This is a genomic window from Pseudothermotoga hypogea DSM 11164 = NBRC 106472, assembly GCF_000816145.1.
Taxonomy (GTDB): Bacteria; Thermotogota; Thermotogae; order Thermotogales; family DSM-5069; genus Pseudothermotoga_A; species Pseudothermotoga_A hypogea.
The window spans coordinates 346,830-361,438 of sequence record NZ_CP007141.1; the positions used below are offsets into that span (position 1 = coordinate 346,830).

16 protein-coding genes and 1 riboswitch are annotated in these 14,609 nt (G+C 49.4%); of the genes, 7 read left to right on the plus strand and 9 right to left on the minus strand.

What is annotated here, in order from left to right; genetic code table 11:
- The first annotated feature begins 51 nt into the window (after positions 1-51).
- On the plus strand, positions 52-375 hold the full coding sequence (locus tag AJ81_RS01875) for a hypothetical protein (protein ID WP_031503564.1): 324 nt from the start codon (positions 52-54) through the stop codon (positions 373-375).
- On the opposite strand, the gene AJ81_RS01880 is transcribed toward AJ81_RS01875, so the two are convergent.
- The 9 genes from AJ81_RS01880 to AJ81_RS01920 all read right to left on the minus strand — a co-directional run bounded on the left by AJ81_RS01880 (position 369) and on the right by AJ81_RS01920 (position 8,274).
- A complete protein-coding gene (locus AJ81_RS01880) occupies positions 369-1,139 on the minus strand; it encodes an ABC transporter ATP-binding protein (protein WP_031503566.1) in 771 nt (256 codons plus the stop codon). The genes AJ81_RS01875 and AJ81_RS01880 overlap by 7 nt on opposite strands.
- Entirely contained in the window at positions 1,132-2,118 is a 987-nt protein-coding gene (locus AJ81_RS01885; protein ID WP_031503568.1) for a FecCD family ABC transporter permease, read from the minus strand. Before AJ81_RS01885 ends, AJ81_RS01880 begins: the two co-directional genes overlap by 8 nt.
- Positions 2,118-3,011, minus strand: a complete 894-nt coding sequence (locus AJ81_RS01890) for an ABC transporter substrate-binding protein (protein WP_031503570.1) — start codon at positions 3,009-3,011, stop codon at positions 2,118-2,120. Before AJ81_RS01890 ends, AJ81_RS01885 begins: the two co-directional genes overlap by 1 nt.
- A gap of 51 nt (positions 3,012-3,062) precedes the next feature.
- Positions 3,063-3,240, minus strand: a riboswitch (cobalamin riboswitch).
- Positions 3,240-4,484 carry a hypothetical protein gene (locus tag AJ81_RS01895; RefSeq protein ID WP_031503571.1) on the minus strand — a complete coding sequence of 415 codons (1,245 nt, stop codon included), beginning with the start codon at positions 4,482-4,484 and terminating at the stop codon, positions 3,240-3,242. Its footprint overlaps the riboswitch before it by 1 nt.
- Positions 4,481-5,566: a DUF362 domain-containing protein gene (locus tag AJ81_RS01900; protein ID WP_031503572.1), complete on the minus strand. Its 1,086-nt coding sequence runs from the start codon at positions 5,564-5,566 to the stop codon at positions 4,481-4,483. The genes AJ81_RS01895 and AJ81_RS01900 overlap by 4 nt, the downstream gene beginning before the upstream one ends.
- Positions 5,567-5,579: 13 nt before the next feature.
- Positions 5,580-5,933 (minus strand): DMT family transporter, encoded by a 354-nt coding sequence (locus tag AJ81_RS01905; protein ID WP_031503573.1) that lies wholly within the window; start codon positions 5,931-5,933, stop codon positions 5,580-5,582.
- A gap of 4 nt (positions 5,934-5,937) precedes the next feature.
- Positions 5,938-6,807 (minus strand): decaprenyl-phosphate phosphoribosyltransferase, encoded by an 870-nt coding sequence (locus AJ81_RS01910; protein WP_031503574.1) that lies wholly within the window; start codon positions 6,805-6,807, stop codon positions 5,938-5,940.
- Positions 6,808-6,902: 95 nt separating this feature from the next.
- On the minus strand, positions 6,903-8,006 hold the full coding sequence (locus tag AJ81_RS01915) for an ABC transporter ATP-binding protein (RefSeq protein WP_031503576.1): 1,104 nt from the start codon (positions 8,004-8,006) through the stop codon (positions 6,903-6,905).
- Positions 8,007-8,010: 4 nt separating this feature from the next.
- Complete coding sequence (locus AJ81_RS01920; RefSeq protein ID WP_031503578.1) at positions 8,011-8,274, minus strand: type II toxin-antitoxin system Phd/YefM family antitoxin; 264 nt, start codon at positions 8,272-8,274, stop codon at positions 8,011-8,013.
- Between the two features lie 192 nt (positions 8,275-8,466).
- Here AJ81_RS01920 and AJ81_RS01925 point away from each other — a divergent pair, with 192 nt between their 5' ends.
- From AJ81_RS01925 to AJ81_RS01950, 6 genes are read left to right on the plus strand one after another with little or no spacing between them, the layout of a single operon-like run.
- Positions 8,467-9,876 (plus strand): ATP-binding protein, encoded by a 1,410-nt coding sequence (locus tag AJ81_RS01925; RefSeq protein WP_231845406.1) that lies wholly within the window; start codon positions 8,467-8,469, stop codon positions 9,874-9,876.
- Positions 9,873-10,736: an HDOD domain-containing protein gene (locus tag AJ81_RS01930; RefSeq protein WP_031503582.1), complete on the plus strand. Its 864-nt coding sequence runs from the start codon at positions 9,873-9,875 to the stop codon at positions 10,734-10,736. The genes AJ81_RS01925 and AJ81_RS01930 overlap by 4 nt, the downstream gene beginning before the upstream one ends.
- Entirely contained in the window at positions 10,733-11,089 is a 357-nt protein-coding gene (gene rbfA, locus AJ81_RS01935; protein WP_031503584.1) for a 30S ribosome-binding factor RbfA, read from the plus strand. The genes AJ81_RS01930 and rbfA overlap by 4 nt, the downstream gene beginning before the upstream one ends.
- A gap of 2 nt (positions 11,090-11,091) precedes the next feature.
- A complete protein-coding gene (gene truB / locus AJ81_RS01940) occupies positions 11,092-12,012 on the plus strand; it encodes a tRNA pseudouridine(55) synthase TruB (RefSeq protein WP_031503586.1) in 921 nt (306 codons plus the stop codon).
- Between the two features lie 2 nt (positions 12,013-12,014).
- The gene (locus AJ81_RS01945; RefSeq protein ID WP_051368817.1) at positions 12,015-12,752 is read left to right on the plus strand and encodes an FAD synthetase family protein; all 738 of its coding nucleotides are present in this window, start codon (positions 12,015-12,017) and stop codon (positions 12,750-12,752) included.
- Positions 12,749-14,608, plus strand: a complete 1,860-nt coding sequence (locus AJ81_RS01950) for an ATP-binding protein (protein ID WP_081708883.1) — start codon at positions 12,749-12,751, stop codon at positions 14,606-14,608. Before AJ81_RS01945 ends, AJ81_RS01950 begins: the two co-directional genes overlap by 4 nt.
- Position 14,609 lies beyond the last annotated feature (1 nt).

The following is a 14,609-nucleotide window of genomic DNA, read 5'->3' on the forward strand; positions in this document are numbered from 1 at the left end:
CCATTTTTGAGCGTCACCGTTATACTGAGTGTGGAAAACGAGGTGGCGAGGATGGCGTACAAGTTCAAGTGCATTAATTGTGGGGACATAAGTTACTCCGCCGCACCTTTAGAGTTGCAAAAGTTTCCACTGTGCGAGAAATGCGGTGGTACAGTTCTCAGAGTCCAGCCGCCTATGAAACTGGGAGAGATCCTGATCGCCTTAGGAATCATGAGCGAACAGGATCTGAAAAGAGCCCTGGAGGTCCAGGAAAAAATGACAGAACACCTCGTGATAGGAAGACTTCTGATCAAACTCAACCTCATCGGAAGGAATGAGTTGGAAAGAGCTTTACAGATTCAGCGAGACATGTTGAGCGGTGCGCAGGTTCAGTAAATAACGTAAGGCAAACCTGTCGAAGGATCATTTACGAGTCTGAAGCGAGTGTTGTAAACTTGCTCCAAGTTTTCTTTCGTAAGCACTTTTTCTGCCTTTCCCTCCGCAAATATCTTTCCTTCCTTCATCATCACGATCCTGTCAGAGAGTCTCACGGCAAAGTTGATCTCGTGGAATGCAGTCAAGATGGTTCTGCCTTCGTCATGTAGTTTCTTCATTATCTCGAGCACCTCGACGGCGTGTCCGGGATCCAAATGAGCTGTGGGCTCATCGAAAAGCAGAATCGGTGTGTCCTGAGCCAAAATTCGAGCGATCGACACCCTTTTCTTTTCACCGGCACTCAGTTGACCGAAGTATCTGTCGAGATATTCGAGTGCATCGACCTTTGCAAGAGCTTCCTTCACTTTTTGAAAGTCCAGCTCGTCCCAGGATGCGAAAAAACTGCTCTTGTACGGGAGCCTTCCAGTCAGCACGATCTGTTTAACCTGAAAGGGATAGATAGGATTGAGATCCTCCGTCACGAAACCCACAATCCTCGCAAGTTGTCTCTTTCTCATTCTGCCAGGCTCCATACCCCTGACCAACACGGTCCCGCACGTTGGTTTCAACAAACCCGCCACCAACTTCAGCAACGTGGTCTTACCTGAACCGTTGGGTCCTATGAGCGAAACGAACTCGCCTTTGTTGATCTGCAGGTCTATCGATCTCAGAACAGGGTCCTTCACATAAGCAAAATCGACGTTCCTCAAACTGATCTCAACCATGGTTTTCACCCTTCTTCAGCAGCACCAGCATGACGGGCACCCCAACGAAAGCCGTGACGACACCTATGGGCATCTCCGAGGGACTCACTATCACCCTTGCGATCGCATCGCACACGCACAGTAAGATCGCACCGATCAAGGCGCTCGAGACGAGCAAAACTTTATGATCGCTTCCGAAGAGCTTTCGAGCCATGTGTGGTGTGATGAGTCCCACAAAACCTATCACACCTGTCTTTGACACCACCGAAGCGGCTGCGAGGCTTCCAAGGCTGTATACGATCAGCTTGACGAATTCTGTGTTCACACCGCTTATTTTCGCTTGAACCTCGCCTATCGCCATCGCGTTCAGCTGTTGCGATAAACCCAGGCTCGCCCAAAAGAAGAGCAGGAAAAAGACGAACGGACTGAGCAGATCGTTCCAAGTCATACCAGACAAACTTCCGAACAACCAAACATAAGCGTGCGTTATGTTCCTTCTTAGTAGCATCAACAACGTGATCGTAGCAGAGCTGAACAGCACGCTGACCATGACACCGCTGAGAACCAACTCCACGATCGGTATGGTCCCATCCTTCTTTGCCAGGACGATCGCTACCAGCGATGCGATCATGGCGAAAGCGAAGCTCAAAGTCGGCAGTCTGTAGAGAAACTGAAAACCACTCACCGTAGCCAGGTAAATGGACAGGACTGCACCAAAAGAGGCGCCGGAGGAAACACCGAGGAGGTAAGGATCGACCAAAGGATTACGCAGTAAACCTTGAAAGGCGGCTCCAACAGCCGCAAGGCTCGCCCCCGCGATGAGTCCCATGAGCACGCGAGGAAGTCTCAAACCCCAAACGATCGATCTGTGTTTGGAAGTCTGGTCGAACAAAGCTCTGAGCACGTCAGCAAAATCAACTTTAACCGATCCAACGGACAAGCACAGAAGAACGAGAACGACAAAAACCGTGACCAGGGCGAGCCATTTGCCAAACTTCATCATTTACCACCGTAAAAGTCGTTGTAGAATTTCTCTATGTATTCCACGAGTTGCGGAACTGGCAAACTCAACAGATAGTTGTCGTAAACATAGATACGCTTGTTTCTGACCGCTTTCAAGGACTTGAGTATCGGATGGTTAGAGACCTTCTCCTTGATCTGTTCCTCGGAATTGGGGACGTAACTTGCGACAATGAGCACGTCCGGATCCTGCGAAACTATGTATTCCAGAGAGATGGGCAAAAAACCGTTTGGCCCTGTGAAAAGTGCCGCGATGTTCGCTCCACCAGCGAGCACGATCAAATCGTTCAGATACGAGCCTTGACCACAGGTCCAAACCTCTCTCACGTCTGGACCGGGGATGTCCATCAGATACGCCACCTTCACCCTTTTGTCGAGAGGTATGTTGTAGGCCTTCTTTGCGATGTTCAGATAATGTTCCTGCAACTGGTTGGCGAGCTTTTTGGCTTTCTCTGGAACGCCCATGATGATCCCCACCAACACCAAGTCGTTCAAAATCTGCTGCACACTGTTGGCGTTCAGAACCACGGTTGTCAGGCCGTGCTGTTCGAGCTTGACAACCTCAGGCAACTGAAAGCCACCGAAGGTGAAGATCAGATCCGGATTGAGACTGACGATCTTTTCCAAGTTTATCGGGAACAGATCTCCGATCCTCTCGGCCTCGAAATCGTCCCAGTTCGTCACCGCGATTATCTTGTCTTCCAGGCCCAAATACTGCAAGAACTTCGTGGTGGAAGGCGCAGCGCAAATGACGCGTTCCGGCTTTTGCACGATCGTGACTGTTCTTCCTGCGTCATCCACGACCGTGATCGGATAAGACCACACCAGAGCGAGAAACACGATGAGCAACAACAAAGTTGCAAACCTTCTCATACCAACACCTCCCGGCAAAGTTTTTCACCACCCTCTCGGTTCCGGAGAAGGTGGTGTTTCTGTCGAAGGGCAGGTCTCCCGGCTTCCGGATCATCCTACTCCCCACGCCTTCCCAGCTTACGCCAGTGGCTCTTGTGGGTTTCGTCCCCGGTTACGGTGGCGTCCCCGCGCCGGACTTTCACCGGCTTCCCTTTTGAACCTCGTCGGTACCCTCCGACGCCTCGCTGTTCACTTTTCAGTTCGATTATACAACGACTCAACACCAAGCCAAAACATTGGGAAGATGTACGCCATGATCGGTAAATAAAGCCGCACTTCCCTCGCGCACCCCATGACAAAGTTCATGACGATGAAGGGGATCATCCAAAGCCAGGTTTTTCTGAAGAAATCGTTGTTCCTAATCTTTCTCACAAAAAAGAGTGGCAGTGCGAAGAAGAAGAGAGGATAGACTAACGCCCAAGGATCTTGAACGTTTTCCATGATCATCACGGCAGAGATGTAGTACTCAGCCTTTGGAAAGATCACCTCGCTGAGCACGAGGATCATGAAAACTGGGATCACGACCAATACTCCTTGCCGAAGAAGTTTCTTCTTCTCTCGTGAGAAGTTGAACAGGCTGTAGATCACCGCCGTGAACAGTGCGTGGTCCGTTCTCACGAAACATTGGCCGATGACGAGCAGCAAAACGACCCACCAAGGTTTCCTTCGATATATCAAGATCAAACCAGCTACGAAAAAGAGTAAAGAGATGATGAATTCCTGCTGAGCAAAGTCTCCGTATCCGAAGGCAAGGAAGATGGAATATGCGAACAGAGAAACGTAGGCAGTGAAATCGCGAACGAAGAATTTCATCCAAGCGTGAAGGACCAAGAACAGCAAGATCGTGAACGTGAACCTCATCGTGGCATAGCCATTCACGACCTTGGTTAGATCGCTGTCGTTGTCGAACACATCTATGATCGGGCTGGGAAGTTCCTTAGAAATCTTTTCCAAAGCGTTAAACGGATCTTTCACCCAATCTCTCCAACCAAGGTTGTTCAAGATCCCAAGCAAGATATTGCTGGTAAGGGGGTTTTTCGTTATCTCTAAAAGTTTTTCCCTGAGGAAATTCTCCACATCCGTGAGCATCTTTTCTCTCTCCTCAGGTGGGACGTGGGCGTTCAAACTGAGCTGGTTGTTTCTTTTAACAATTTCACGCGCATCGAACCCGAGCCACTGTTTCAACTTCACGTAAGTGTTGCTGTACCACCTGATCGGTGAATGTTTGAAGAAATACTCTACGAGTGGGTAAGGAACGTATCTGTATTGATTTGGTGCAGGTCCAACGCCTTCGATCAATTTACGGTGCGTGTGATACAGAAAGATCCTTCCAGCTATGCTGAAGGTGTCCTCTACCATCCAAAACCCAATCGAGGTCACTACGTACGAGAGAACCACGACGGTCAGTAGAACGAGAAGTGTTTTCCTGTTCACGTGTAATTCTCCCACAGTTTTCCCCATGGACTCGATTTTTTCCAGTCTTCGAGGATTCTTCTACCTTTGAGGTTCCACCAGAAAACATCGTGATAAACTTCTGAAGCGAGCACGAACAGATACACCAGAGGTGTTCTGAAAAACAGATGCTGAAGCCTCTTCAAAGGGCCAAACCACAGCACGTCCCCAACCCTGCTCGCGAGGTTGTCACCAACTTTGAAACGATAGTTCAAACTCGACACGTCGTAACCAACGATCTCGATGTTCTCCAACCTTCCGTTGCCCAAGCCTTGTTCATTCGCGATGCGAATGTAGTCTATCGACATCGGATCAAAGCCCATTATCTTTGCTGCAACCGCGTCTACGGCAACCTGATCGTCACTCGCCAATACCAGATCCGTTCGTACAGGATTCATCGTTCTCGGACCTGGACCGTTCCCAGCAGTGGTGCCATCCATGACGGCAAAGATACCACTGTGGATCTCTTTCTGTATCTTCAAAAGGTCCACGAGCGTTTCGTGGATCCAGCTGTGCGCGTAATGTCGTTTCGTGTTGAGAAGACCTCCAAAAGCGTTCTTCATGGCTCCGGTGGTCGTCGTGTAGATGTGGCACTTCATCGTTGGTAGATGGACGATGTTTTTACCTACGAAGAAGTCAGGTATCTTCACTCCTTCGGGGAATATCTTGTGGAGCACGTTCAGCTCGCACCTGGGTTGATAATCGATCCACTTCATATGACTCGGTTCGAAGTTGTGGAGGATTGGTACGTTATACTTCTTGTACACAGATGCCAGTTTGTTCAATTGGGCACCCTTCTGCGGTTTCGTCACGACAGTCTTGTTTTCGACGGCGATGATCTGCTCGAACCCGAGTCTTTTCAAACCCAGTATGGTTCCTTCGAGCTGCCACGGTGTCGTGTTCGACGATGGCATGGGTAAATGCCAGGAGATGTTGTCCTTCAGGATCACTGGGCGCGATTTGTCAAGAATTACATCGACGTTGGCTTCCTTCAGCAATTGAGCGATGTCTTCAACAACCCTTTCTGGTGTGGTTCTCAGCACGAAGACCTTCGATTTACCCATGCGAAGACCTCCTTCACACCGAGACGAGCCAGATTCCTGCGACGATGACGATCATACCGATGATCTTCGTTACCGTTACGCTCTCTTTGAACAAGAAATGAGAGAAGAGCGACACCAAGACGAATCCCGCGCTTGTCATGATCGGATACGCAACGCTCAGCTTCAGTCTCGTCAGGCTCAGGGCGTAAAGGACAAAAGCAACAGCAAAGCAGAAGAGAGCGAGCCAGGTGTACAGGTTTTTCATGGAGTTGAGGAAGAAGTGCGCGATGTTCTCACTTCTGACCAACGAAACTGCTGCCACTTTCACAAACACGTTTGCCAATGCGTTCGCTGTCAATGCCATCAGCAAGACGAGAAAGCTTTTCATCGCATTACCTCCCCAAGTACAGAATCATCATCACGCTGAAGAACCAAAGCCCGATCGCTATCCAAAGGGATCTATCCTTGGTCAGAACGTCGGTGGGATCTTCTTCACCTCGATGCATGGAGAGGAACATATACCGGAATACTCCGTAACAGACGAAGGGAACGGTCAGATACAGCTTGTCCGTACCGAACTGCTCTATGGTTCGAACGTCGAGTGTGTAGAGTGTGTAGAAAACGATCGCGCCAGTACCGGTCGAAACTACAACGTTCGTGAGCAGATCGAGATCGTAAAACTGCAAAGATGGTCGCTGAAAATGGTTGTTTCCATCCAGAGATACGAGTTCTGCCTTTCTCTTGCTGAATCCCAAAAAAAGCGACAGGAAAAAGGTGCTGGTGATCAACCAGCCCGAAGGTGAAACCCGGATTGCATAGCTACCACCCATCACTCTGAGTGCAAAACCTGCTGCGATACAGAAAACGTCTATCAGGACAAGATACTTTCCCCAGAAAGTGTAGAACACGTTCAAAGAGAGATAAACCACGATGCAGGCGAGGAACTTCAGGCCGACCTCGATCGCCATGAGGACAGATGCAGACAGCAAAATAGAAAAGACAACGTAGGCCGTTCGAACGCTGACACGGTTACTCGCGATGGGCCTGTTTCTCTTCTTCGGATGCAACCTGTCCAGTGGCGCATCTCTTATGTCGTTCAGAATGTAAACAGCACTCGAAGCTAAGCAGAAGATTAAGAAAGCTGTGAAAGAAAGAAGAAATGATGAAGGATCAAAAAATCTCTTTGAAAAAACTAAAGGTGCCAGCACGAAAAGGTTCTTCACCCACTGTTTTATCCTCAGCAACCTCAAGACGTTCGGCACTCGAACCCCCCCACAACTTGGTTGATTTTATCTTACCAAAAAACTTTGGGGGCCAACGGCCCCCGAGTCCAACAAAAAGGTGGTTTTATCTCAGCTCACAGAATAGCCTTCTGCGTCTCTTTGTCGAACACGTGTATCATATTCATGTCGAAGACAAGATCGATCTTTTCACCCTCTTTAGCCTTCGTTCTTGGATCAACTCTGGCAACGAGTGAGTCTTCTCCACACGTGACGTGCAACAGAGTTTCGCTACCGAGCGGTTCAACCACGTCCACTATGCCTGTGATGGTGTTCTCAGGTTGCGGTGCTATAGCAAACAGTTTGTCGAAGATGTTTTCGGGTCTTATGCCAAAGATGACCTCTTTGTCGATCCATGGCTCGAGGACAGGTTCGTGCTCTTTTATGACCTTCACTTTGAAGCCACTCGTCTTTATCCAGATACCACCTTTTTCTGCAACCACGACAGCATTCAAGAAGTTCATAGCAGGACTTCCGATGAATCCTGCGACGAACGTGTTCGCCGGCTTGTTGTAGACTTCATAGGGAGTTCCTATCTGTTGGACAGTTCCGTCCTTCATGATGACGATCTTGTCGGCCATCGTCATGGCTTCGACCTGATCGTGGGTGACGTAAACTATAGTTGCTTCGAGTCTGTGATGGAGTTTTTTCAATTCGCTTCTCATTTGAACCCTAAGTTTTGCGTCGAGGTTAGACAAAGGCTCGTCGAACAAGAACACCTTTGGATTCCTCACGATGGCCCTACCGACTGCGACGCGCTGTCTCTGACCACCGGAAAGCTGCCTGGGTTTCCTGTCGAGCAGTTCTTCTATGCCCAAAATCTTTGCCGCTTCCTTGACCCTCCTGTCGATCTCGTCTTTTGGAAACTTTCTCAGCTTCAGACCGAAGGCCATGTTCTCGTAAACGGTCATGTGAGGATAGAGGGCATAGTTCTGGAAAACCATCGCAATGTCCCTGTCTTTGGGTTCAACATCGTTGACGACTTTTCCATCGATCTTTATCGTTCCCTTCGTGATCTCCTCCAAACCTGCGATCATCCTGAGCGTCGTGGTCTTCCCACAACCAGACGGTCCCAATAGCACCACGAACTCTTTGTCCTCGACGGTCAACGTCACATCCTTCACCGCGACGACTTTGTTGTCAAAGATCTTCGTTACATTCTCGAGTTCCACCTTAGCCATTGACTCACACCTCCTCGATGTCTTCCTGAAAGAGTTCTCTCTGATTCACTGACCCATGGGCTGAGGGATCACCCACGTCGAGCAAGTAAAGATCGTACACCTGATCCAGAAAGTTCATGATCTTTCGGTAGCGCTCGTAATCGATCAGAACCGCTGCGGGTACTCCATTCTTCGTTATCACAACGTCTTTTTGCTGCACTCTCTTCAGAACTTCAGAAAGCTTTGCCTTCGCATCCGCAAGGCTGAAGAATTCGAGCTGGTTCTTCACCTCATTCCTCCCTGACCAGAATTATAGTCAAGTTAACCGAAGATTTCAAGTCCCCCGGAATGAAAACGGTAAGGGCCCCAAAACAGGGTATAATACTAAGGAAAAAGTTTTTGAGGAGAAGTGTGCGATATGTTGAATCAAATATCTTCTCACCGGCTGTATTCGCTCCTCTCAAGCTTCATAAGGGAAATAATGAACGCGACGGAGCCAGATCTTTTGCTCGACGCACTCATGAAGATCTTTCAAAGGTTCGTGGACTGCGAAAGCATAGTCGTGCTGGACAACGACTTGAATGTCAAGAAGATCAAAGGAGACACAGCTGAAATCGATGAAGACCTGAAAAAGATGATCCAGTGGGTCATGAACAATCATTCTCCTATGTCCTTGCCCAAAGGTGATGCAATGATACACATCTTTCCGCTGGTGAAAGCAGGCAAAACTCTGGGTGTGCTGCTCGCCTGGAGTAATGAAGAAATAGTGGTCGAGACTTCCGAACTGCTGCGTACCTTTGCCTTTTTGTCCGCAGTTGTTCTCGAGAACCTCGAACTCTATTCTTCTTTGCAGAGACAGCACATGGCACTCGAGGCAACTAAGAACTACATGCAGAGGATCTTGGACTCTTTCCCTCAGCACATCGCCGTGTTTGATCAAGACTCAAGGATCGTCTTTGCCAACAAAGGCTACTCGCTGTCATCTTTCGGTGAAGACATCGCTTCAAAGGTCACTCAATTGGTTCAGAAGACGTTCCTGACAGGATCACGACAGACGCTCGAAGTCGAAGAAGGTGCGAACTTTTACTCCATCGTTGCTGAACCCATAGAATACGAAGGCCAGCCTCAGGTGTTGCTCGTCATCACTGACGTCACGAACACGAAAGAGGTGGAGAGGCTCAAGGCAATAGATCAACTGAAAACGGAGTTTGTGGCGAACATCTCTCACGAATTGAAAACACCACTCGCAGCGATCAAAGCTTACGCGGAGACCATACTCATGAGTATCGAAATGCTGGATCAACAGACTCTGAACGAGTTCGTCCAGATCATCTACAAGGAAAGTCAGCATTTGGAATCCATCCTCGAAGGCTTGCTCGATTTTTCAAAACTTGAGCAGAGGATGATGACACTCGAAAAAACCACCTTTGATTTGACCGGACTGGTCAGGGAGACGATGAGATCGATCGAGGAACTCGCCAGGTCGAAGCAAGTCAGGTTGGAACTGTTGACCAAAGAACCCGTGTTGATCAGAGCAGACCAGAAGCGCATCAAACAGGTCATAACGAACCTTGTGAACAACGGTATCAAGTACTCGAAAGAAGATTCGCAGGAAAAGTACGTGAGGGTGAGAATAGAGAGAAAGGGCGATAAAGTCCTGATCGAGATATCGGACAACGGTTTAGGAATACCCAAAGAGTATCACGAAAAGGTCTTCGAGAGGTTCTTCAGGGTTGGAACCGTTATGGACCATAGAGTGGAGGGAACCGGTTTGGGACTCACCATCGCCAAGCAGATCGTAGAACTTCATGGTGGTCGCATCTGGCTGGAGAGCGAGCCGAACGTTGGTACGACGGTTTTCGTGGAATTACCGGTGGGTGACGAACGGTGAAGCTGGAAGAGATCATCACGAAGATAGAGGAACTTCCTACACCCGATCCAATAGTTCAAAAGATCATCGCGGTGGCCTCCGATCCGAACGCTTCGGCGAAGGATCTGGCTGATGTCATCAAGCTCGATCCGAGTTTGTCTGTGCGCGTTCTGAGGCTCGTGAATTCGGCCTATTATGGTCTACCAAGGAAGATCGCTCAACTGAGCGAGGCGGTGATGATCCTTGGCTTCAAGACCGTCAGGAACTTGGCACTGAGCGTCTTCACCTACAACTCGCTAATGAGAAGGAAAAGATCAACGATAGACCACACGGCGCTGTGGAAGCACTTCATAGGCGTTGCGGTCGCATCAGAGTTGATGGCTCAGGTGGTGGGTTATCCTAACAAAGAGGAACTTTTCGTCGCGGGTTTGTTACACGACATAGGAAAGGTCACACTCGAGTTCGTCTCACCGGAGATGTTCGCGGCCGTGGCAAAACTCACCAAAACGTTGAAGATCTCTTTTTTCGAAGCGGAGAAGAAGTTGAATCTCCCAAACCACGCTTTAATAAGTATGAAGACTATCGAGCGATGGGGGCTTCCCGAGCTCGTGTCTCAATCCTGTGGTGGTCACCACACACCGGAGTCCTTCTCCGAGAGTCTGTATTCCGATGTCATAAGCATGATCCACGTCAGCGACTTTTTTGTGAACACGATCAATTACGGGGAGTCATATTCGTATGGTGGGTTCGTGCTGTCGCCGTACGCTCTGAACCTTTTGGGGCTCAAGCCGAGGATGCTGACAAACTATCTGAAGAAGCTGAAGGAAAAGTTAATGACTGCAGATGAATTTCTCAAAATCGAGCAGGAGGCGGTATCGTGAGGCCAGATTACAGAAAGGCTATGCTCGAATCTGAAATCGTCAAACTGATCAGCGAAGCGCTCAGGGAAGCGAAGGATCCAAAACTCAAGGATCGTATCATCACAGTCTCGCGCGCAGAACTCTTCGCCGACAAGAGGTTCGTTGACGTTTACGTCAGTTCGATAGGAGATGAAAGCGAACGGAAGGCTTTGGTCGAACATCTCAACAAGATCAAGGGTTATTTCAGGACCTATTTGGCGAACAATCTGGATTTGTTCGTCGCACCCCAAGTTCGCTTCAAGGAAGATCCAGGTATAGAGGCGAGCGTTCGCGTGCAAGAATTGCTGAACAGGCTCAAGGAGGAAAAGAAGTGAGCGTGTCTGGTATTCTGCTTGTGGACAAGCCAAAAGGACCCACTTCCCACGACGTAGTTGATGAAGTCAGGAAAAAGCTCAACCAGAGGCGTGTGGGTCACGCCGGGACACTCGATCCGTTCGCCACGGGTTTGCTCATAGTTGGTGTGGGAAATGCCACCAGGTTGCTGGAATATCTCATGAACCACAACAAAGTCTACAGAGTGAAGATGAAGCTTGGGCTCATCACTGACACGTTCGATATAACTGGGAAGATCGAAGAAGAAAGGCCGTGCAACGCCACAAGGGAGGAGATCATAGAAACGATCAAAAGCTTTGTGGGAAGTTATGTTCAAGTACCTCCCGCGTACTCAGCTAAGAAATACAAGGGTGAAAGACTTTACGAGTTGGCGAGACAGGGCAGGATCGTGAGATTACCACCCAGACAGGTAACGATCCATCGCATAGAGGACATCGAAATCGAAGATCTCTTCGTTTCCTTCACAGTTGAGACGAGTCCGGGCACTTACGTGAGGTCCCTTTGCATGGACATCGGCTACAAGCTTGGTTGTGGAGCAACAGCCGTGGAACTGAGAAGACTCAGCGTTGGGCCCTTCAAGGTTGAAGACGCTGTGGACGTTTACAACCTGAGCGCTGAGGAGATCACGAAAAAAATCATCCCTATCTCGAAAGTGCTCCACTTTCCAAAAGTCTGGATCAACAACGAAGCGAAAGAGAGAGTTTTGAACGGGATGAAGATCCATGTGAAGGACATTCTGTATCACGAACAGTTTGAGAAAGACTCAATCGTTCAAGTGTTCAACGAAGAAGAGCTTTTGTGCCTTGCACGCGCCGAACGCCGTTCGACGTTTCTGAGAACTTTGTTACAGCAGGAAAGAAACGAAGCGGTCCTCAAACCGTTCAAGGTCTTCAGGGAGAGCTGATCATGTACGTTACGACGATAGGAGTCTTCGATGGGGTTCATCTGGGACACAAGGCGTTGTTGAAAGAGGTCAATCGTCTCGCGCAGGAGAGGAATCTTAGATCAAGGGCTTTCGTGGTTTCTCACCCCTTTGAACATCTCACTGGCAACTTCGATGGTCTGATCATGAGTCACGAGAGACGAATCCTTTTGCTCTCGCAGTACTTGGACGAAGTCGAGCTTTTGGATTTGCGATGCATCAAAGACATGACAGCGAACGACTTTTTCGAACGAATCCTCGCGAAAGATACCGCCGTGCTCGTCGTGGGAAGGGACTTCAAATTTGGCAGGAACGCTCTGGGAGATCTCAGTTTGCTCGAGAAGCTCTGTGAAGATAGAAAAATCACTCTCAGGACCTTCCCTGATGTTTTGGATGAAAACAAAGAACGCATAAGCAGCTCTCGCATCAGGAACATGATAAGAGATGGGAGAATTGAGCAAGCCGAGAGATTGTTGGGACATGAGTACCTGCTCGAAGCGGTTGTTTTGAACGTGAGCAGTTTCAACTCAAGGAGCGTGGCTCTCCTGCACACTGCAAAGGAATTGGTTAAACCTCAATCTGGCGCTTTTCAGATCGAGGAACAAAGCTTGAAAATCAGGGGAACCTTGATCCTAAATGGTGAAACGAAGCTGGTTTCTCAGGATCTGAGGCTCGCACCGGGAACGTACTTGTATCTGAGATTCATGGAGGGAAGATTGTGAGAGTAGGTGTCGTGACGGGTATTAACAGTTCCGATCCGTACGTGTTCTACGTGAGGCTCGAGCAGGAAGATGGAAGACCTCGTCACATGCTCCAGATAGACGATGTCGTCAAAGTTCAGTTCGACTACCATCCCCAAGGTTCACTCATCTACTACGGCATCGTGGTGAAGATAATGGCGAGGTGGGACTTTGGTCCCATATCCGGCTACGAAGAAGAGCTCGCCTTGAAGGGCCTCTCTCCGGCGAATCCTATCTTCATAGCCACAGTCATGACCACCAGAATGTTGAAGATCGAAAGCGGAAAGATTCTACCCGACGCACCGCAGGTGCCACCACCGCCTGGATCAGAGGTGAGTGTCGCAAGCGAATCGGAGCTCGATGTGGCGCTTGGTTTCGACGAGCTCTTGCAGAAACACTGTGCAATCCCGATAGGTTTGTTCAGAAACAACAGATGCGCATACGCAGATGTCAGGTACATACTTGGCGAGAACGGTGCACACATAAACATATCGGGTCAATCCGGAGTGGCAGCCAAGACTTCCTACGCGACCTTTCTCGTGAAGTCTTTCCTCGACACGGGAAACAGGTTGAAGGAAAAGAACGAACTCATGGCATGCCTGTCAAGGTCGCGGTTCATCATCTTCAACGTCAAAGGTGAGGGGTTGTTGTTCTTAGACAAGTGGTCGAAGGATTGGAAAGAGAAGGAGGAAACAAACACAGGAAAATCGTGGAAAAGAATGTACGAAGCTCTGCAGATGAAAGCCGAACCGTTCGAAAAAGTCGCCTTCTTTGCCCCCAGGAAACTCGCCAAGGATGAACCGTGGGTGAACAAGAGGTCCCAGGGTGTACAGATCTATGGTTGGGACATCGTTGACATTATGAAACTGGGTCTGTTCGAACTTTTGTTCGATCAGGAAGAACTGGAAAAGAACCAGAACCTTCAACTCGCCGTCACGAGCGTTCAGGAAGTTTTGCAATCGCGCTTCGAGGAGGCCATCCTGGAGGCGAAGAGATTCTGTGAGCGTAACCGCATAAAGGTTCCGAACGATCCAGAGATGATCATCAGAACGGCCATCGCGAATGGCTTTGACGTGAGTACGATGGCGCGCTTGCCTGACGGACTCGATGAACTCATAAAGATGTTTGACGAGGACGAAGACTTCAAAACGAGAATCGCACAAGAGGTGCAGGGAAAAGCCACAGTCGCAGCACTCATCAGGAGGCTGAAGGCAGCAAAAGCAGTTGGGTTTGATCTTCTCTGGGTACGGACGAACTTCCTCAATTACAACGCCACAAGGCGCATCGATTGGGACAAACCTGGCCAGGTGACGGTTATCGACATCTCCAAGCTGAAAAACCGTCCGCAAAGCTTCGTGGTTGGTGCTGTGTTGCTTGAAGTGATGCGATCACGAGAGGAGAAAACTAACCAAGATCCTGTGTTCATATTCCTGGACGAGCTCAACAAGTACGCGCCACGCTTTGGAGGGGGCCCACTCTCTTCCATCTTCAGAGACATCGCGGAACGCGGCAGGTCGTTCAGAGTGATACTGATCGGTGCGGAACAGACGGCTTCGGAGGTTGACTATCGAATCATAACTCAGTCCTCGACGACGGTGGTTGGAAGGCAGAAAGGTGCCGAACTCGCAAAACCTGAGTATTCACACCTAACGGATGAACAAAAGGCCAGGGCTGCGTTGCTTCAACAAGGAGAAGTCATCGTGGACCAGCCCTTCATGAGGATACCGATCACCGTGAGATTCCCGTTGCCTGCCTGGTGCACGCGAGAAGACGATGCGTACACGATGAGCGAGCAGGAAAGAAGAACGCTTGAGGAGAGAGCGTACGGAGGGGACTGAA